This window comes from Streptomyces sp. NPDC085866 (assembly GCF_044541035.1).
In the GTDB taxonomy this organism is placed as follows: domain Bacteria; phylum Actinomycetota; class Actinomycetes; order Streptomycetales; family Streptomycetaceae; genus Streptomyces.
In genome coordinates this window covers 158,619-177,844 of the sequence record NZ_JBITSQ010000016.1, presented here as the reverse complement: position 1 = coordinate 177,844, position 19,226 = coordinate 158,619, and the positions used below count along the sequence as shown (strand labels likewise).

The 19,226-nt window shown below is 70.7% G+C and carries 11 protein-coding genes; 8 read left to right on the top strand and 3 right to left on the bottom strand.

Features of this window, described 5'->3' with window-relative positions; all coding sequences use genetic code 11:
- Positions 1–50 precede the first annotated feature (50 nt).
- From ACIF83_RS34930 to ACIF83_RS34920, 3 genes are all read left to right on the top strand, one after another.
- Positions 51–1,436, top strand: coding sequence for a serine/threonine-protein kinase (locus ACIF83_RS34930; RefSeq protein ID WP_399732976.1), 1,386 nt, complete (start codon positions 51–53; stop codon positions 1,434–1,436).
- 85 nt (positions 1,437–1,521) lie between these two features.
- Positions 1,522–4,554: a DEAD/DEAH box helicase gene (locus ACIF83_RS34925; RefSeq protein ID WP_399732973.1), complete on the top strand. Its 3,033-nt coding sequence runs from the start codon at positions 1,522–1,524 to the stop codon at positions 4,552–4,554.
- A 34-nt stretch (positions 4,555–4,588) separates the two neighbouring features.
- Positions 4,589–9,748, top strand: coding sequence for a class I SAM-dependent DNA methyltransferase (locus ACIF83_RS34920; RefSeq protein ID WP_399732970.1), 5,160 nt, complete (start codon positions 4,589–4,591; stop codon positions 9,746–9,748).
- Between the two features lie 61 nt (positions 9,749–9,809).
- Here the strand turns inward: ACIF83_RS34920 and ACIF83_RS34915 are convergent, their stop codons facing one another.
- Complete coding sequence (locus ACIF83_RS34915; protein ID WP_399732967.1) at positions 9,810–10,007, bottom strand: DUF397 domain-containing protein; 198 nt, start codon at positions 10,005–10,007, stop codon at positions 9,810–9,812.
- 1 nt (position 10,008) lies between these two features.
- The gene (locus ACIF83_RS34910) at positions 10,009–10,881 is read right to left on the bottom strand and encodes a helix-turn-helix domain-containing protein (RefSeq protein ID WP_399732964.1); all 873 of its coding nucleotides are present in this window, start codon (positions 10,879–10,881) and stop codon (positions 10,009–10,011) included.
- Between the two features lie 147 nt (positions 10,882–11,028).
- Between ACIF83_RS34910 and ACIF83_RS34905 the strand changes: the two genes are divergently transcribed.
- Genes ACIF83_RS34905 through ACIF83_RS34895 form a run of 3 tightly spaced genes read left to right on the top strand, consistent with a single transcriptional unit; the run spans position 11,029 to position 15,936 of the window.
- Positions 11,029–11,619, top strand: a complete 591-nt coding sequence (locus ACIF83_RS34905; protein ID WP_399732961.1) for an ATP-binding protein — start codon at positions 11,029–11,031, stop codon at positions 11,617–11,619.
- A 24-nt stretch (positions 11,620–11,643) separates the two neighbouring features.
- Positions 11,644–12,027 carry a hypothetical protein gene (locus ACIF83_RS34900; RefSeq protein WP_399732958.1) on the top strand — a complete coding sequence of 128 codons (384 nt, stop codon included), beginning with the start codon at positions 11,644–11,646 and terminating at the stop codon, positions 12,025–12,027.
- 6 nt (positions 12,028–12,033) lie between these two features.
- Positions 12,034–15,936, top strand: a complete 3,903-nt coding sequence (locus ACIF83_RS34895) for an AAA domain-containing protein (protein WP_399732955.1) — start codon at positions 12,034–12,036, stop codon at positions 15,934–15,936.
- 50 nt (positions 15,937–15,986) lie between these two features.
- Here the strand turns inward: ACIF83_RS34895 and ACIF83_RS34890 are convergent, their stop codons facing one another.
- Entirely contained in the window at positions 15,987–17,042 is a 1,056-nt protein-coding gene (locus tag ACIF83_RS34890) for a beta family protein (RefSeq protein ID WP_399732952.1), read from the bottom strand.
- A 294-nt stretch (positions 17,043–17,336) separates the two neighbouring features.
- Here ACIF83_RS34890 and ACIF83_RS34885 point away from each other — a divergent pair, with 294 nt between their 5' ends.
- Positions 17,337–18,548, top strand: coding sequence for an AAA family ATPase (locus tag ACIF83_RS34885; protein ID WP_399732949.1), 1,212 nt, complete (start codon positions 17,337–17,339; stop codon positions 18,546–18,548).
- Positions 18,545–19,192, top strand: coding sequence for a hypothetical protein (locus ACIF83_RS34880; RefSeq protein ID WP_399732946.1), 648 nt, complete (start codon positions 18,545–18,547; stop codon positions 19,190–19,192). The genes ACIF83_RS34885 and ACIF83_RS34880 overlap by 4 nt, the downstream gene beginning before the upstream one ends.
- Positions 19,193–19,226 lie beyond the last annotated feature (34 nt).

Sequence of the window (19,226 nt, the reverse complement as noted above, 5' to 3'; positions counted from 1 at the left end):
TGGTCTAGCGTGACCGTGGACACCGGTTCCGCCCGATTGTGAGGCCCTTCGTGCACATCGCGCCCCTCAGCCCCGACGACCCTTCCGAGCTGGGCGGATACGAACTGCTCGGCCGGATCGGACAGGGCGGGATGGGCCAGGTGTACCTGGGCGAGTCGCCCGGCGGGGAACCGGCCGCCGTGAAGGTGATCAAGCCGTCCGTGGTCGACTCCGAGACGCGGACGCGGTTCGCGCAGGAAGTGGAGATCCTCAAGACGATCTGGGGCGCCCGGATCGCCGCCCTCCTGGACGCCGACCCGGATGCCGAGCGCCCGTGGCTGGCGACCGAGTACGTCGAGGGTCTCGACCTGAGCCGGCACGTGGCCGCCCACGGTCCGCTCCCCGCACTGCTGACGGCGGCGCTGGGCGCGACGCTGGCCGAGGCCCTGGCCACTGTGCACCGGCAGGGTCTGCTGCACCGTGACCTGAAGCCGGCCAACGTGCTGCTCGGCCCGAACGGACCGAAGGTGATCGACTTCGGGCTCGCGGTGTTCGCGGAGTCGAGTGTGTCGCTGACCGCGCCGCACATGGTCGTCGGCACGCCCTCCTGCATGCCGCCCGAGCAGGCGAACGGTGAGAAGCCCTTGACACCGGCGGTCGACGTGTACGCGCTGGGCGCCGTCCTGCTGTTCGCCGCCTCGGGCCACGCCCCCTACCGCGCGGACAACATCCACCTGCTGTTCCACCAGGTCGTCGACCCCGCGTGCGCACCGGACCTGTCCGGGACCCCGGACGAGCTCGTACCGCTGCTCACCGCCATGCTGGCCCACCGCCCGCAGGACCGGCCGGACCTCGCCGAGGTCGTCCGGCGGTGCCGCGCGCTGATCGAGGCACAGGGGCTGAAGGTCGCCCAGGCACGGCGCAGGCTCACCACGTACACCGCCGCTCCCACCCACGTCTTGGACGACCTCCTCGCCGTCGGCCGTGCGTCCGGGGCGGAGGTGGGCACAGGGTCCGCAACGGCCGGGACTCCCCTCGCGTCTCCTCCTGCCGAGCGGGAACGGGAGTCCGCGGACCCCCGGTCGGCTCGGCGACGGCAGGACGGCCTCCCGGCCGGTCCCGAGGTGCCACCGGTGGCCGCTCCGCCGGAGCCGCAGCTCGGTATCGGTCCGCACGCGCCCGCCGATCCCCGTCTCCTGCTCCGCCGTGTCGACGACACCCCTTCGGTCCCGCCGTCCGCCGACGCCCGCACCGACTCCACGCCCGCCGCCCCCGCCCGGGCCGAGGCCGCCGGTCCGGGCCGCGACCCGGCCGGCGCGCGGTCCGCCGCTCCGTTGTCCCCGCGCCGCGCGTCCGGGCGCGGCGGAGCGGACCGGCCCTCCCCGCGGAGTTCGGCGCAGGCCCGGATCACCGCTCGGCGGCTGCGCGAGGCGTACGCGGCCAGTACGCCCTTCTGACCCGTACGCCCCTGAGACCCGCGATAATGGGCGGGCCCCGGAGAGGGCCCGACCCGCACGATCGACCCGCCTCAGGAGGCCACCGGTGACCGCCGTCCAGACCAGCGTGGAGCAGACCGGCGAGGAGCAGACCGGCGCCACGAGCGGCCAGGACCAGTACCCGGCCGGTGCCCTGGTGGTGGTGCGGGACGAGGAGTGGCTGGTCAGAAGCTCGATGCCGACGTCCGACGACGGTACGCGCATCGAGGTGACCGGGGTGTCGGAGTTCGTCCGCGACCAGGAGGCCGTGTTCTTCTCCGGCCTGGACCGCATCGAACTGCTCGATCCGGGCGCGACCACGCTCGTCATGGACGACTCCCCGAACTACCGCCGCTCCCGGCTGTTCCTGGAGGCGGTGCTGCGCCGCACCGCCCTGCCCCAGTCGGAACACCGTCTGGCGCTCGCCGACTCGTTCCTGATGGACCCGCTGCCCTACCAGCGGCGCCCCGCCCAGCTGGCCCTGTCCGGCGCCAATCTGCGCCCGCGGCTGCTGATCGCGGACGTGGTGGGGCTCGGCAAGACCCTGGAGATCGGCCTGACCCTTGCCGAGCTGATCCGCCGCGGCCGGGGCGAGCGCATCCTGGTGGTCACCCCGCAGCACGTGCTGGAGCAGTTCCAGCACGAGCTGTGGACGCGGTTCGCGATCCCGCTGGTGCGGCTGGACTCGGTGGGCATCGAGCGGATCCAGCGGGAGATCCCGGCCGGCCGCAACCCGTTCACCTCGTTCAAGCGGGTCATCGTCTCCATCGACACGCTCAAGAACACCAACCAGTACCAGCACCATCTGGAGCAGATCCGCTGGGACGCGGTCGTCATCGACGAGTCGCACAACCTGATCAACCGCGGTTCGCTGCGCAACCAGCTCGCGCATACCCTCGCGCCCCGCACGGACGCCCTGATCCTGGCCTCCGCGACCCCGCACAACGGCGACGCGCGGTCCTTCGCCGAACTGATCCGGCTGCTGGACCCGGTGGCGATCCGCGACCCGGAGAACTACCGCGCGGCCGACATCGAGCACCTCTTCATCCGGCGGACGAAGATCAGCCCGGAGGTCCGCGAGCAGATGAAGGGCCAGTGGGCGGACCGGGGCCCCTCCCGCTCGGTGCACTGTCCGGCCACCCCCGCGGAGGAGCGGATCTTCGAGGAGCTGGCCGCCGTCTGGCTGCCAGGTGACGGAGGCGCCTCGGTCAGCGCCGTCCCCCTCTTCCCCTACACGCTGCTGAAGTCGTTCCTCTCCTCCCCTGCCGCGCTGCGGGCCACGGTCTCCGCGCGGATCAGGACCCTGGAGAAGAAGGAGGACCGGCGCTCCGCCGAGGCCGAACTCGCCGCGCTGCACCGGCTGTCGGAGCTGGCCGCCGGTCTCACCGAGGCGGACTCCGCGAAGTTCGCCGCCCTGGTACGACTGTTGCGCGAGGAGATCGGGGTGGGACCCGGTTCCGAGACGCGGGTCGTGGTGTTCTCCGAGCGGGTGCAGACCCTGGAGTGGCTGGCCGGGGTGCTGCCCGCCGCCCTCGGCTTCCGTGGCCGCGCGGCCCGCGACTGCGTCCGCGTCATGCACGGCGGCCTCTCGGACGAGCAGCAGATGGACCGTGTCGAGGAGTTCGGCCTGGCCGACACGCCCGTCCGGGTCCTGCTCACCGGTGACGTGGCCTCCGAGGGCGTCAACCTGCACCGGCAGTGCCACCAGCTCGTGCACTACGACGTCCCGTGGTCGCTGATCCGCATCGAGCAGCGCAACGGCCGCATCGACCGGTACGGGCAGGCCCACCCGCCGGAGTTCCGGGCGCTGATCCTCACCAGCGAGGTGGACGGCGCGAAGGACGACACGGTGGTCGCCGAGCGGCTGCTGGAACGCGAGGACCAGGCGCACCGCTCGCTGGGCACGGCGGAGGCGGTGACCGGCCTGTACCGGGCGGAGGCGGAGGAGCGGTCCCTCATCCAGGACCTGCTGCGGGGCAGGACCGTCGACGAGTCCCTGGACACCCCCCGCGCCGGCGCCGACGGCCAGGACGCGGGTCTGGACGACTTCCTCGCGGACTTCTTCGGCTCGGTGGACGCGACCACGGAGACGGCCGGAGGCCCCGGTGCCGACGGACGCGACGAGCCGGCTCCGGCCGGGACGCCGTCGTCGGCCGACCGTGACGACGCGAGCCCGGTGCTCCCCCGCCTCTTCGACTCCACCGCCCACTTCGTGGACGAGGCGCTGCGCGAGGTGTATCCGGACGCCCGCGACCGTCTGGAGCTGGACCGCGACCAGCAGTCCGGGCTGATCTCCTTCCGTCCCCCGGCGGAACTCGTCCACCGCCTCAAGGCACTTCCCTCGGACTACCTGCGTGAGCAGCGGCTGCGGGAGCGGCTGCTGGTGACCTTCAACCGCCGCCTCGCCGAGCACTCCCTCCAGCGGGCCCGGCAGTCCTCCACGTCGAGCTGGCCCGAGATCTCCCTGCTCACGGACCTGCACCCGGTCGTCGACTGGCTCACCGACAAGGTCCTCGTCGGCCTGGGCCGCCAGGAGGCGCCGGTGATCACGGCGAAGGTGGCGGAGCCGGTCTACCTGGTCCAGGGCGTGTACTCCAACAAACTGGGCCGGCCCACCGTCGTGAAGTGGATGGGTGTCACCTGGCGGGAGGCCGTACAGGAGGGGCTGGCCGTCGACGACATGGTGTCCCTGCTGCGGCGGGCCGACGTCGGCCCCGCCATGGCGAACAAGCGGGGCTACCGCGACCCCGCGCCCCTGAGCGCGGCCCTCCCCCGGGTGCTGGAGACCGCCGAGGCATTCCTCAACGCCCACCGGGACGCCTGGGACGAACCGCTGCGCCGGCCCGTCGAGGAGTACAAGCTGCGGCTCGGCGCCTGGGAGCAGCCCACGCTGGGCGGGGAGCGCACCCGGGAACGCCTCGCCGATCTCGCCGACTCGCTGCTGACGACGGGCAGGCCCCTGCTGCGGGTCCTCGCGGTGCTGGTACCGGACACCGACGCGGACGCCGACCGCAGGAACGGTGACGGGACGCCTCCCGTCTCCCTCTCCGCCCCGTCGTCGTCACCCTTCCGCTACGCGCCCCCGCTCGCCGCCCTGTGACCCCGGTCTGTGACCCCCTGAGAGAAGCCCTGTCATGACGTACGACTCCCTGGTCAACCGTGGCGACTACTTCTCGGCTCACTACCTGGCCGAGGTGCTGCCGAAGGATCTCAAGTCGGGCCTGCTCCAGAAGTGGAAGGAGCGCGAGGAGGCGGCGAAGCCGCCCGCCGGGCACGACGGAACCGAGGAGGAGACGTCCGCCGCGCCGACACCCGGCAGGACCGAACTGCCGGTGACCCCGCGTGCCGGGCTGCGGGCGCTGCGCCGGGACTACTTCCGCTCGCGGTCCTTCTTCGCCCTCCCCGAGGACGAGGACGGCATCATCAGCGTCCGGGACGCCGACGACGACGTCCTGACCTACGGGGCGCCGCAGTGGCGGGAGCGGGTGCGGGCGCTCAACGCCGAGGTGCTGCGTGCGCTCGGCTACGACGCGAAGCCGCGCGTCCTCTCCGTCGAGCGCGCGGGCCGGGGGTACGAGGTCCCGGTCGCCCATGCCGAGAAGGGCCTCGTCGCGCTGGACTGCGGCTGGGCGGCCGAACCCGACGCCGCTCTCGACCCGAAGGGCCGGGGACGCCTGCTGGAACCGGTGCCGCTGGACGGGCCCGACCCGGTGGAGACCGGCTCCAAGCTCGCCTCCTTCCTGTTCGCCTGCGAGGAACCGCCCCGGTACGTGCTGCTGCTCGGCGGCGGTGTGATCGTCCTCGCCGACCGCGCGGTGTGGGGCGAGGGACGCTATCTCGGCGTCTCCCTGGACACCGCGCTCCAGCGCAACGACACCCGGGCGGGCGGCGAACTCGACACCGTGGCCGCGCTGTTCGGCGCGGACTCGCTGCGCACGCCGGAGGAGGGCGGCGAGAACCCGCTGGCCGAACTGGTCGGCAAGTCGGCCAAGCACGCGGTCGGGGTCTCCAGCGAACTCCGCGACGGCCTGCGCAAGAGCGTCGAGCTGATCGCCAACGAGGTGCTCCAGCGGCTGCGCGAGCAGGGCGTACGCCCCGAGGACATCGGCGAACTCCCGGAGCTGGGGCGCCGGTTGACCCGTGAGTCGCTGCGCTACCTCTACCGGATCCTGTTCCTGCTGTACGCGGAGGCCCGCCCCGAGCTGGGCATCCTGCCCGCCGACTATCCCGAGTACCAGCAGGGGTACGGGCTCGGCCGGCTCGGGGAACTCGTCGCCGAGCGGGAGCCGGTGAGCGACACCGCCCGCAAGGGCTTCTACCTGTACGAGTCCCTGGACCTGCTCTTCCGCAAGGTGCAGGACGGCTACCGCGCCCGCCGCACCCACGGCGTGGAGGCGGCCGACGCCAACACGGCGGACGCGCGGATCAGCGAGGACGTCGGTCTGCGCTTCGAGCCGCTGCACAGCAAGCTGTTCGAGCGCGACGCCATCCGTCTGATCGGCGCGGACAGCCTCCCCGACCCACGGTACGACTCGGACGAGGCCCTCGCGCGCGGCGAGTCCGTCCGCTACCTGGACACCCGGCTGCGCAACGCCACGCTCCATCAGGTGCTGCACAGCCTGATGATCACCCAGGGCAAGCGGGGGGAGCGCGGCGGCTTCATCTCGTACGCGCAGCTCGGCATCAACCAGCTCGGCGCGGTGTACGAGGGCCTGATGTCGTACAGCGGCTTCATCGCGGGCGAGGAGCTGTACGAGGTCGCCAGGCACGGCGACCCGAAGGACGGTTCGTGGCTCGTCCCCGCGTCGAAGATCGCCGACTATGACGACTCCGTGTTCGTACGGCGCCGGGACCGGCTCACCGGTGAGGACCTGCGCGTGCGGTACGCACCGGGCACGTTCGTGTACCGCCTCTCCGGGCGCGACCGGCAGACGTCCGCGTCGTACTACACGCCGGAGTCGCTGACGCGGGTCACCGTGCAACTGGCCCTCCAGCAGCTCCTCACCGAGGAGACCGAGGCCAAGGATCTGCTGAACTGGCGGATCTGTGAACCCGCCCTCGGCTCGGGTGCGTTCCTCAACGAGGCGATCAACCAGGTCGCGGCGGAGTACCTGCGGCGCCGGCAGACCGAGCTGGGCGAGTCGATCGACACCGAGCAGTACGCCGTCGAACTCCAGAAGGCGAAGGCGTACATCGCGCTGCACAACTCCTACGGAGTCGACCTCAACGAGACGGCCGTGGAGCTGGCGGAGGTGTCGTTGTGGCTCAACACCATGCACCCCGGCATGGAGGCGCCATGGTTCGGCCTGCACCTGCGGCGCGGCAACTCCCTGATCGGCGGCCGGCGCGAGGTGTACGCGGCCGAGCGGCTCAAGAAGGGCGGCTGGCTGGGGACCACTCCGGAGCGGTTCCCGTTGGCGGAGGCGGTGGCGGGTGCGTCGCTTCCGGAGGGCGCGGTGCACCACTTCCTCCTCCCGGCGAAGGAGTGGGGCGCGGTCGCGGCCGAGAAGGAGGCGAAGGCACTCGCCCCGACGGAGGCGAAGGCGCTGGGCGCTTGGCGGAAGGCGGTCACGAAGTCGCCGACGGCGAAGCAGACGGCCCGGCTCCAGGGCCTGGCCCGGCGCGCCGAGTACCTGTGGGGGCTGGTCGTCCGGCGGCTGGAGCTGTCGGAGCGGGACATCTCCCGTGACATCCGGGTGTGGGGAGCGGAGGACGCCTGGCTGCGCCGGCCGAAGGCCGCCGTTCAGCGGGACGCGATCCTGGCTGACCTCCAGGCGGAGGACACCCCCTACTGGCGCCTCAAGACGCTCATGGACACGTGGTGCGCGCTGTGGTTCTGGCCCGTGCAGAACGCCGCGCTGCTGGACGGTACGGACGAGCGGTACGCACGGGCGGAGGCGCTGGCTGCGCGGGCGGCCGAGTTGGAGACGGTGAGCGTCGAGGGCGGTGCGGAGAGCGGCGCCGACGATGTACTGCTGGCCTGGGAGGCGGAGGCCCTGCCGGGCTTCACCACCGAGCCGCAGCAGATGACGTTGACTCGGGACTCCGTGTCGCGTCGCCGCACCGGCCGCCGTGTGGGGCAGATCAAGGGTGAGCGTCGCGACGTCATCGCGCTCACTGACTTGGAGGACTGGATCGACTTCGCCGAGGCGCTGCTGGGCACGCAGGATGTGCCGGAGGAGTCGCTGGTGCCGACGTTCGACGACCTCGACGATCTGTCGCGGTACGAGGACGAGCTGCCCGAGTGGATGGGCATGGACCGGTTCCAGTTGCTGGAGGAGCGGTTCCTGTGGGCGGGCGCGGCGCGGGATGTGGCCAAGGCCCAGGGGTTCTTCCATTGGGAGCTGGAGTTCGCGCAGGTGTTTGCGCGGGGTGGGTTTGAATTGCAGGTGGGCAATCCGCCTTGGGTTCGGCCGAGATGGCAAGAGGACTTGGTCCTAGCCGAATTGGAGCCGTGGTTCGTGCTCGCCGAGAAGCCCGGCATGGCGGAGTGGCGACTTCGGAAGGACGAGATACTGTCCACCCGGGAGGACAGCCAAGCCTTCCTCCTCAATGAGGTGGCTTCTCTTGCTGGCGTGGTCGCCACGCTGAGCAGCCCAGCTGCATACCCTCTACTTTCCGGTACTCAGGGTGATCTCTACAGGGCCTTCATGGCTCGGGTATGGCAGCAGATCGCGCCACACGGCAGCGCAGGCCTGATCCACCCAGATACGCATTTCGGCGGCGTACGCGAGGGCATCATCCGAGGCGCTGCGTACCAGCACCTCAGGATCCACGCCCACTTTGTAAACTCGGCCAACTGGGCGTTTGAAGAAATTGATCGAGGCTGGGAATTCGGGCTACATATCTATGGCGCGCCGCAAGAGCCTGACTTCCTACATGTCAGCGAACTGCGTGGTGCTGACGTGCTCCCCGAGTCACTGGTTCATGATGGTCGAGGGCCGACGCCGGGCATCAAGCACAATGCTTCATGGGACATCCGGCCGCACGGCGAGCGCGTGGTTCGTGTAGATACGAACTTGCTGGCAAGCTGGCAGGCCCTGACGGGCTCGACTGGCGGCGCAGCACAGGCTCCACTGTTGTACCCGGTCCTCGTTGCCGAGCAAGGCGCGATCGAGGCACTAGCCAGTTACAACAGCAGCCTGGCCGATTACCGACCGATGATCTCAAGCGGATACCATGAAACCGGCGCCAAAAGAGACGGACTGATCCGTTGGGGTAACCACACCGTTTCCGAACTCGCGGATGTAATCTTTCAAGGGCCACACTTCGCATCGGCGCTTCCCTTCTCGAAGCAGCCGAGGATCCCCTGTCGAAATAACCGGGATTGGGATTCACTCGCGCCAACGCAGTTGTCAGAGACTTTCACCCCCGTTACCAACCTCGTGCGGGCCACCGAGCATGCGGATTATCTTTCACGCCAGGACACCTGGCTCGGCTATCCATTCTCTACATATTTCCGCTTGGCCTGGCGGAGAATGATCCCGTTCAATACCAGCCGCAGTCTGCAGGCGGCCCTCATCCCGCCCGGCCCCGCGCACATCGACGCCGTGCACTCGATGGCACTGGCGGACGAGCGGATGACGGTGCTCAACGCGGGCTTCTGGGCATCGCTACCGCTCGACTATCTACTACGCATCACCGGCCGCTCGGACCTTCGTGTCGCTGAGGCCCACAAGATGCCCGCCCCCAAACCTAAGCACCCTCTAGCCCCCGCCCTCCTCCTCCGCACACTCCGCCTGAACGCACTCACCACCCACTACGCCTCGCTTTGGACCGAGTTGTTCGACCCTCGATGGGCTGGCTACGAGGACTGGGCCAACCCCGACTGGCCGGGCTTGAAGCCCCTCGCCGCCGGGCTCAAGCCGACCTGGGAGTACGGCACCCCCCTCCGCACCGAGCATGAACGCCGAGCCGCCCTCGTAGAACTCGACGCTCTCGTCTCCGTCTGGCTCGGCATCACCGCCGACCAACTAGCCTCCATCTTCAAGTCGCGCTACCCCCAGCTCTACGACTACGAGTCTGCGACCTGGTTCGACGCCAACGGCCGCAAGATCGCCGCTGATTTCAACACCTACGGCCACGGCCAGACCAAGCAGGACTACCTCGACCTCATGGCCCACCTGGAAGATCCGGAGCGCACCCCACCCCCCGAGGGCTACCAGGCCCCCTTCTACAAAGCCGACCGCGAGGCCGAGATGCGTGCAGCCCATGCGCACTTCCAAGCGCGGCTGGACGCCGAGATCGCCGCCAGCCGCTGGACTCCGCCCGCCCGCGAGAAGGCAAACGGATAGTCGGCCAACGCGGCCTGACGCAGATCTGCCCCCGGTGCACTACCGGGGGCAGACCCGTCGCCTACTGAGCAGCGAAGCCGACGAACGCCGTCCAGGTAACAGCAGCGACCGAGAGAGCAGGTCGGCTTATGTCCTTGGAGTCACGAACGTGGACGACGTGGGCGCAGTCGGCGACCTCGACGCACTCTCCTCCCGCCCCACCGCTGTAACTGCTCTTCCGCCAGGGCAGTTCGCCCGCCGCACCCGGGGTCTCGTTCACTTCACACCTCTCCAAGCAGCTTCTCAACGAAGGCCATCGACTCGCGCGGAGTGAGAGCCTGCGCACGGATGATGCCGTACCGCGACGCGATTCCCTGAACCTCCCGCCGGTCACTGACCATTGTGCTGCGTCCCTGGGCTTCCAGGTAAGCCACTTGATCACCTCCGGAGCGGTACAACAAGGTGAACGGCCCGTCCACGCCTGCGTTGTCCTCCCGGTCGAGGGGCATGATCTGGATCTCGACGTTCCTGAACGCGCCGACCAGCATCAACTGCTCCAATTGACCACGCATGACCGACCGCCCGCCCAACGGCCTGCGCACAACCGCCTCGTCGATGACAAAGCTCAGCAGAGGCGCGGGCCTGCGCTCGAAGACATGCTGGCGCGCGAGACGGGCCGCGACCCGCTGCTCCACGGTTTCCTCATCCAGCAACGGACGCCACATGCCAAACACCGCCCGCATGTACTCCTCCGTCTGAAGCAGTCCGGGCACCGCCTGGGTCGCGTACACCCACAGCTCAACCGCCTCCCCCTCCAACCGCGCCGCATCCCGAAAGAACGCCGGATACTGCGCCCGAGCCACCTCCTCCTTCATCTCCTGGAGGACCCCGCCCGCGTCCAGCACCTCGTCCGCCCGGTCGATGAACCTCGGGGGCGGCACCCGGCGTCCCTGCTCGTACGCGGCGATGGTCGACACCGAGTAGCCCGTCAGCGAGCCGAACTCGGGCCGCTCCAGGCCCGCCCGCACCCGGAACCGTTTCAACTGGCGCCCGAAGACCCGCAGGATCCCGGAGCCGGCGTCCGATTCCGGATGCCGCTCCTCGCCCTCGCCGCTCCCGGACGCCTCGTCCGCCAGTCCCGTCGGTTCACTCATCCCCGTACCACCTCCCTCGGCCAACGCGCCCCCGCGCCGACCGTCACGCTCCGTCCCGCCTACACCCGCACACCAGCCACTTACAGCGACCCTCCGTGTGCGCGCCGTATCTGGTCACGCTAGGTCGGCCCCGGCAGCGTGGGCCACATGAACAGCCCAATCTCCACCCAGCGGGTGCACGCCCCCGGCGCCGAGGCCGAAACCGCCGGCCCCCTCCACGAGTTCGCGATGGCGTTCACCTCGTCCCCGCGCGGCGCGCGCCTCGCCCGCAGGCTGGTGTCCCACCGGCTCGACGCGTGGGGGCACCCGTACGGCGGCTGGGTCAACGACACGCTCACGCTGATCACCGCCGAGCTGGCCGCCAACTCCGTACGGCACGGGCACGTCCCCGGACGGGACTTCCACGTCCGGCTCACCCACGGCACCGACACCGTGCGCGTCGAGGTCACCGACACCCGGACCGAACGCGTCCCCGTGCTCACCGACGCGGAACCGCCCGGCGACGCGGAGTCCGGCCGGGGGCTGCTGATCGTCGCGGGGCTGGCGACCCGCTGGGCCGTCGCGTCGCGCGACGGCGCGCCGGGCAAGACGGTCTGGGCGGAACTGGCCTGGCGTGAGACGCGCACGACCCGGCCATCGGCAACCGTGTTCACGCCAACGGCCGGGATGGCATGGCGCATTGGACCGTCGGTGTCAGTGGCGGGCGCTAGTGTCGTTCGCCCGGCAAGGAGCCGGTGAACTCACGGGGAGCACGAGAACGCCATGCACGACAACCACAGCGGATACCGGATCTCCGTCATCGACGAGGACCCGCTGCGCGCCCGTAAGGACGCACGCGAACTGCTCGCCGCGCTCGCCGAGGCGGACTCCACGGCCAGGCTGGACCTGCCCGAACCGGGCAGCCTGGCGGGGGTCGGCGACAAGGGCGGCCCGTCCGCCGAGAGCGTCGGGCTGCTGCTGAGCGCCGGCTCTTTCGTCGTCGCTCTGGTGCAGACGTGGCTGGCGCGAGTCCCCCAGCGCACCATCCTGGTCAAGCGGCCCGACGGGGCGGTCCTGCACATCACCGGCAAGGAGGCCCGCGAGGACGACACGCTGATCGAGCGGTTCCTCGCGGACGACGGCGATGACGGCACGACGGCGGCCTGAGCAGCGATGACCGACAACGACCGCCACGCGTTACTCGTCGGCGTCTCCACGTACGACAGCGAGGCGTACCAGAACCTCTCGGCCGTGCGGGCCGACCTGCACTACATGCGGGCGGTGCTGGAGAACACCGAGATCGGCATGTACAACGAGTGCGCGGTGGCCGCCGAGCCGACGCGCGCGGAGATGCTGCACGCCGTCGAGACGTTCCTGGAGTCCCGGCAGCCCAGCGAGACCGCGCTGCTCTACTTCAGCGGGCACGGCGAGTACTGCGAGCAGGACGGCCAGCTGTACTTCCTGACCCGCGACACCGACCCCGCCGACCTGCCGGGCACGGCCGTGCCGGCGGAGTTCCTGGAGCGGATGCTCCAGTCCTGCCGGGCCGCCTCCAAACTGGTGCTGCTGGACTGCTGCTCCAGCGGTTCCGTCGTACAGGGCTGGACCGCCAAGGGCCCCGCGGGGGAACCGGACCGGCCCGCGCCGAGCACTCTTCTGCGGCCGACCGGCGTGTACTTCATCACCGCGTCCGACGCCCTCCAGGCGGCCTCCGCGATGGCGCCGCCCGGGTCCAGCCTCGGCACCTCCCGGTTCACCGGGGAGATCGTCGAGGGGCTGCGCAACGGCCGGATCAAGGACGGCGGCTGGATCACCCCGGACGACCTCTTCGACTACCTGACCGCCCAGATGACCCGCGACGGCGTCCCGGAGGAGCAGCGGCCCACCAAGTCCACGATCAGGGCCACCCGGAGCCTCCCCTTCGCCCGGTCGGTGGCCCGGCCCGTACGCCTTCCCGCGCTCCCCCACGACGCCACCGAAGCCGCCCGGCGCTCCCCCGCGCTGCTGAAGGCCCGGGCGCTGGCCGAGTCGGACGAACGGGACGGCGTCGACCCGCAGCGGCTGCTGCGGTACTACGCGGACTGCCTCACCGCGCAGGCGGCGGCCGGAATGCGGCCCGACCGGGACGCCGGCCGGAACACGAAGTACTTCCTGCTGGCCCAGGGCGAGGAGACCATCCAGTCGGGCCGCGGACCGCACATCGTCGCGCCCGGATCGCTGCCCCGGCCCCAGGCCGGGCGGTCCGGCTCAGGCACCGAGGCGGGGACGCGCCAGGAGTACTGGTACGGGTATCCGGCGATCACGCTTCCCTCACGGGACGGCGGCCGGGGGCGGCGCGCAACAGTCGAGCTGGCGCCGCTGCTCGTCCAGCAGATGGAGCTGGCGCCGGACGAGGACGGCCGGGACGTGCTCCGGCCCAGCGGGGTGCCGTCCCTGCACACCGGGGTCGTCTCGGAGCTCCTGGACGCGGGCGACGCCGCCGACCTGGTCGCCCGCTGGCAGCCGGCCTGGCAGGAGGGCAACGACGCCCAGATGCTGCGCGCCATAAGGGAGTTGCTGGAGGAACTGGGGCTGCCGGAACTCGAACCGCTGGACCCGTCGGCCCTCAGCGAGCGCACGGTCATGCAGGCACTGCGGCCCGGCGCGCACAACGCGGCCGTGCTGCTGGTGCCGTCCGGTGCGGAGGCCATGGCCACCCAGGCGCTGGTGGACAACCTGCTGGAGATCTCCACGCGGACCGCGCAGATCACGGGCACCGCCCTGGACGCACTGCTGGACGGCGGTGCCCGGCAGGCGCCGGCCACGACGGCGGCCTCGGCGAACCCGGTGACACCCGTCGCTCCGGGACCGTGCAACGAGAGCCAGGAACAGGTGATCTCCTCGGCGATGACCCAGCCGCTGACGGTGGCGACGGGGCCGCCCGGCACCGGCAAGAGCGAGGTCGTCACGGCGGTCGTCACCACCTGCGTCGCCGCGGGACAGTCGGTGCTGGTCGCCTCCACGAACAACGAGGCCGTGAACGTCGTAGCCCAGCGCTGCGACGACATCGCGCCCGGCCTGCTGATGCGGACGGGCAACGCGGAGGCACTGGAGCGGGAGGCGGCCAAACTGGAACGGCTGCTCGCCGAACCGGTCACGACGCCGCGGCGCGGATCGGCCACCGTCGGCGGCGAGCTGCGCAACACCCGCGGGACGGCGGACCGGCTGCGGGCGGAAGCGGACCACCGCGTCGGTGAGGAGACGCGGCTGCTGGAACTGCTCCGCGACCGGGAGGAACGGGCCGCCGAGCTGGAGCTGCCCCTGCCCCTCCTCGAAGGGGCCTGGGCGGCGGACGCGGACGGCCCGGCCCCGCTGGGCCGGTGGGCGGAGCGGGCGCGGAAGACGGCCGGGGCCCGCTGGTGGCAGCTGGGGGCATGGCGGCGTGGGCGTGCTCTCGCCGCGCTGGTCGCGGCGGGGGCGGAGCAGCCCAAGGGGGCCGGACCAGCCTGGCCGGAGTGGGCGACGGGACGACCGGTGCCGCCCGGACTGCTGGAGTCCCTGGCCGGGATCCTGTCCGTGGAGCGGGAGGTGCGCGAACTCGTCCGAAGGCAGGGGGACTGGGACGAGGATGGGCTCAAGGAGTCCCGGCTGGCGACGGCGGAGGCGCTGTCCGGCCTGTCGGCGGAACTGTCCCGCGCGCTGTCCGCCGAGACCCTCGACCGGGCCACCGGGCTCATGAACCAGCGGCTCCAGGCACTCCGCCGCCGCTCCGGCTACCAGCGCAGCCAGAAGAACCTGATGACACACATCAAGGGATGGGCCGTCAGCACCCACTCGGTGCGGCAGCTGGAACTCACCCCGAAGCTGTTCGATCTCGTCGTCATCGACGAGGCCAGCCAGTGCTCCATCCCGTCGGTGCTGCCGCTGCTGTTCCGGGCCCGACGGGCACTGATCATCGGTGACCCCATGCAGCTCGGGCACATCCCCGGCGTGTCACCGCAGCAGGAGCGGCAGGCACGGACGCGGGCCGGGCTGAGCGCCGCGCAACTGGAGCACCACCGCCTCGCCTACCACGTGCACTCCTCGTACCACGCGGCCGAACAGCACGGCGACGGCGCGCTGCTCCTCGACGAGCACTACCGCTGCCATCCGCGGATCGCGAACGTCGTCAACGGCCACTGCTACGGCGGTCGGTTGCGGGTGCTGACCGACGTGCGGCGGCAGGTGCCGGCGCACGACCCGGCGGGAGCGGCCGACCCGGCACCGGTGCTCGGCTGGGTCGACGTACCGTCCGGGGCATCGGCGCGCGGCGGTGACGGGCGGTCCTGGCGGAACACGGTGGAGGCGGAGGCCGTCCGCGGCGTGGTCGACGGGCTGCTGGCAGGACTTCCGCCGGACGCGACAGTGGGAGTGGTCACGCCGTTCCGGGCGCAGAAGGAGACACTGGCCCGGATGTGGCGGGACGACGACCGCGTCCGGGTCGGCACCGTCCACACCTTCCAGGGCGGACAGCGTGACGTGATGGTGCTCAGCCCGGTGGCGGCGCACAACACACCGCCCCGGACCACGCACTGGGTCGCGAGCCAGGTCAACCTGTGGAACGTGGCGGTCACCCGGGCCAAGTCGCAGCTGATCACCGTGGGCTGCCACGCCTTCTGGCAGGAGCAGAGCGGATTGCCTGCCCTCCTCGCCGCGCGCTCGCCACTGCTGGGAGCGGGCGGCGACGGCACGGCGACCGAGGCCGGCATGCCCGGTCCGGTGAGCGAGGCCCGCGAGGACCTCGCCGACCTCCTGCAGCGCTACCTGACCGAACGAGGTGTCACCGATCTGGAACGGGCCGTGCCGGTGGGCGGACACCCGGTGGACCTGCTGTTCACCGACGCCGGCGAGAACACGGCGGTGCTGATCGACCCGGGCCCGAGGCCCGGCGAAGACCCCGCGCGGCACCTTCGGCTCACCCACGCACGCGGCGACCTGCTTACCGGACTGCCCTCCGGGGGCCACGGTGCCAAACCCGGCCCGGTGAGCCGGACGGTGCGGGTGCCCGCCTGGCGGATCATGGCGGGCGAGACCGCGCTGGCACCGCTGTTCGGCTGAACCCCCCGGACGGGGCGGCCGGGCTCGGGCGCCCGGGCCCGGCGGCCCGCTCAGCCGCCGGGCAGGCTCCGTACGACGTACGTCATGTGCTGAAGGTTCCCCGCCCGCAGCCACTCCGTGGGCCCGCCCACCCCCTCGCTGACCGAGAGCGGGCCGTTCGCGCAGTCGCTGAGCCATTCCTCGCCCTGGCCGGCCCCCGCTCCCCGGAACTCGGGCAGTTCGGTGATCCGGCGAGCCGCAGCGCGGTTCACGGGGATCCGGTCGGGCCCCCGGGTCAACGTCTTGACGACGATGTACGAACTGTCGGTGGTGTAGCGGAGCACGCCCCAGGGCGGGCCGCCCTTCCGCCCGGGTGCCGGGGCCTGCGCGAGGGCACTCGGAGGCTGCACCCCGTAGTCGCCGTAACCGAGCAGCGGAGCGTAGGACCTGCCCGCGGCGCGCACCTCGTGCCACATGCGCCACTCCGCCCTCGACTCCTCACACGCCCCCTCCTCCAGCATGTCGGCGCTGACCCGGGGAAAGCCTCCCCCGAGCAGAGTGGCGCTCCGCCAGATGGCCACCGGCATCAGCGCGTCGAGGGCGCGCAGCGCCTCCTTGCCCGCGTCGGGCCGGTCGTCGAGAACCGCGCCCATGTCGAGCAGCAGATGCACGGGCACCTCAGGACCGGTCCGGGCCAGCAGCCCCCGGACCTCCTCCCCGAGACGGCCGTCCCACTCCCCCGTGACCCGCACCCGGACACCCAGTCCGCGCAGGCAGCGCCGGGCCGTCTCCACGGCCGCCGCCTGCTGCGCCCGGGTCCTCTCCGGCCCGGTGACCGGCCGGAGCCGCCCCAACTCGCAGTACAGGGCAAGCGCTTCGGCGAGGGCGGCGGTCTGGGCGTCCTCGCCGAAGGGAGCGTCGATCCATCCGCCGTGACGGCTCACGGCACTCACCGGATCGACGTACTTGCCGACCACCGTGGCCAGCGTCTCCGGAGCCACCCCGGGCAACGGCGGGAGGTTCCACAGCGGCCTGACCACGGCCCGGACGTCCGGCCACAGACGCCCGCAGGCCCCGGCCGCGTGCGGCTTTGCTGGCAGAACGGGAACATAGAGCGGTCCGGACATCGCGGCTCCCCCTCGGCACTGTCCATGCGCATCCCTTCCCGTCAGGGTCCGCTCGGCTCGAAGCAGTTGAAAAGAGAGTCATTTCGGCCCGCATGGCTGATGTGTTCAAGTACCTGGTGACGGTGTGACGCAAGTTGTACGCTTCGTGATGCTCGGTGGTCGGACGCGCCAAGTGGACGATGCACATGGGGAACTGAGCGGCACTCAGAGGCACGCTTCGGGACCGTCCGCCGTGCGCCGACCAGTTCGCTGACCGGGCGCGAGCGCCCGGCCGTTCCACGATGGGCGCGAGGCGTGAACCACCGGATACTCGGTCTGACCGTGCGGAACTTCCGCACCCTGACCGACACGAAGCTGCCTCTCGGACCACTGACCGTCATGGTCGGTCCGAACGCGGCGGGCAAGTCGAACGTGCTGCACGCCCTGGAGTTCCTGGGGGACGTGACCCGCAAAGGGGTCGAGCCAGCCCTGGAGGAGCGCGGCGGGTTCGAGGCCTTGGCGTTCCGGGGCGGCCGGAATCCGGTGTCGAAGATCTCCTTCGGTGTCGAGGGCGTCTGGTCGGACTTCGCGTCGGAGGAGGCGCCGGACAGCTACGAACTGAGCATCTCCCGACGTCGGCTCCCCGAGCCACGGCACCGTGAGCATGTGCTCTCCCGGCAGGAGCGGTTCATCCAGCACCCATGCGCGGGCACCGAGTCGTCGGTCGAACTGACGGGTAGCGCTGGCGTCGTCCACAGCCCGTCGGTGACGGACGACTCGAAGGCCCGGGTCAAGCTCGGTCGCATGGTGTCCGCCCTTCACCAGACCCAAGTCTTACCCCTCCCGGAGGACAGTCCGTCCGGAAAGGCCGTCAGCGAGGTGCGACACCACCTGGCCCGGATCCGGGTGTTCGACCCCGATGTGAGGGCCGCGCGGAAACCGTCGGCGGTAACCGAGTCGGAGTGGCACCTGAAAGGCGACGCCTCCAACCTGGCGGACTTCCTGCTGCGCCTTCGGGAAAACGGGGACACCTGGGAACTCCTCGAAGAGGACATCAGGACAGCGGTCCCACAGATCCGAAAGATCCACATGTCACTCGTCCCTGGCTCCGGCCAGGTCGAGGTGGAACTGGAGGAGGAGAGCCTGCGAGGACGCACCCGCCTGGCAGACGCGTCCTGGGGCACTGTCCGGGTCCTGTGCATGCTCGCGGTCATCCATGATCCGGAGCCTCCCCTGCTGACGTGCATCGAAGAAATCGACCACGGCCTCCACCCCCACGTGCTGAGCCTTCTCACGCTCAGACTGCGCGAGGCCAGTGCACGCGGGCAGTTCCTGGTGACCACCCATTCACCAGTCCTCGTCAACGCGCTGGAACCCGAGGAACTGATCGTGTGCGAGAGGCTCCCAAGCGGTGCTTCCCGTATCCCGGCCAGAAGCCTGGAGGACATCCAGCGGGTCATCGAGAAGTCCGAGTACGAGCCGATGGGCGATCTCTGGTACTCGGGCGCTCTCGGGGGTGCCCTGTGAGTCCGAAGCCCACTCGCAGCCGTCAGCGCTCGGTCATCGTGGTGGCTGGCGAGGACCCGAACGACTGCAAGGTGCTCCAGCACCTGATCCCCGCGCTGCATCCGGGGCCCTGCCCGGAAGTGAAGTTCATGAAGAAGCCGGTCCGGTTGGCTCGTGCCCAGGCGACGCTCTCCCCTCGCCTGCAGGAGATCAAGCGATTCGCCCAAGGCCATGCGGATACGGCGAAACTGGCCGGGGTCGTCATACACGTCGATCTCGACGCGGTGACCGACGAGAACTACGAGCGAGTACGCAGGCGCATCACCGAGGAGATGCGCGCCACCTTCAAGGAGTGCTGCCCTTCCGCGCTGGCCCTGGCCGCTTACGAGATGGAAGCCTGGCTCATGCTCTTCCCCGAGGCGTTCCCGAAGGTCAAACCGGGCTGGCACCTCAAAGAGACCGAACGCCGCCGCGACCTCGGCCAGATCGTGAAGGCCAAGGAGCACCTGGTGAAGTGCCTCGGCAAACCTCCGTACAGCGTGTCCTACGCTCCCAAGATCATGGAGGAAGCGGTCAAGGCCGGTCACGTCACCGCCCGGCCCGGCGGCAACAACCGGTCGTACCGCGACTTCGCCGAGGAGATGGCGGCCTGGAAGGCCTCCTAGGTCATACCCGGTTCACCACCGTATAGGGGGTGCT

Bases quoted from the DNA above. Each gene is read 5' to 3' on its own strand.
- ACIF83_RS34920 (WP_399732970.1), top strand. From the start codon at position 4,589: ATGACGTACGACTCCCTGGTCAACCGTGGCGACTACTTCTCGGCTCAC.
- ACIF83_RS34910 (WP_399732964.1), bottom strand. From the start codon at position 10,881: ATGAGTGAACCGACGGGACTGGCGGACGAGGCGTCCGGGAGCGGCGAG.
- ACIF83_RS34905 (WP_399732961.1), top strand. From the start codon at position 11,029: ATGAACAGCCCAATCTCCACCCAGCGGGTGCACGCCCCCGGCGCCGAG.
- ACIF83_RS34900 (WP_399732958.1), top strand. From the start codon at position 11,644: ATGCACGACAACCACAGCGGATACCGGATCTCCGTCATCGACGAGGAC.
- ACIF83_RS34895 (WP_399732955.1), top strand. From the start codon at position 12,034: ATGACCGACAACGACCGCCACGCGTTACTCGTCGGCGTCTCCACGTAC.
- ACIF83_RS34890 (WP_399732952.1), bottom strand. From the start codon at position 17,042: ATGTCCGGACCGCTCTATGTTCCCGTTCTGCCAGCAAAGCCGCACGCG.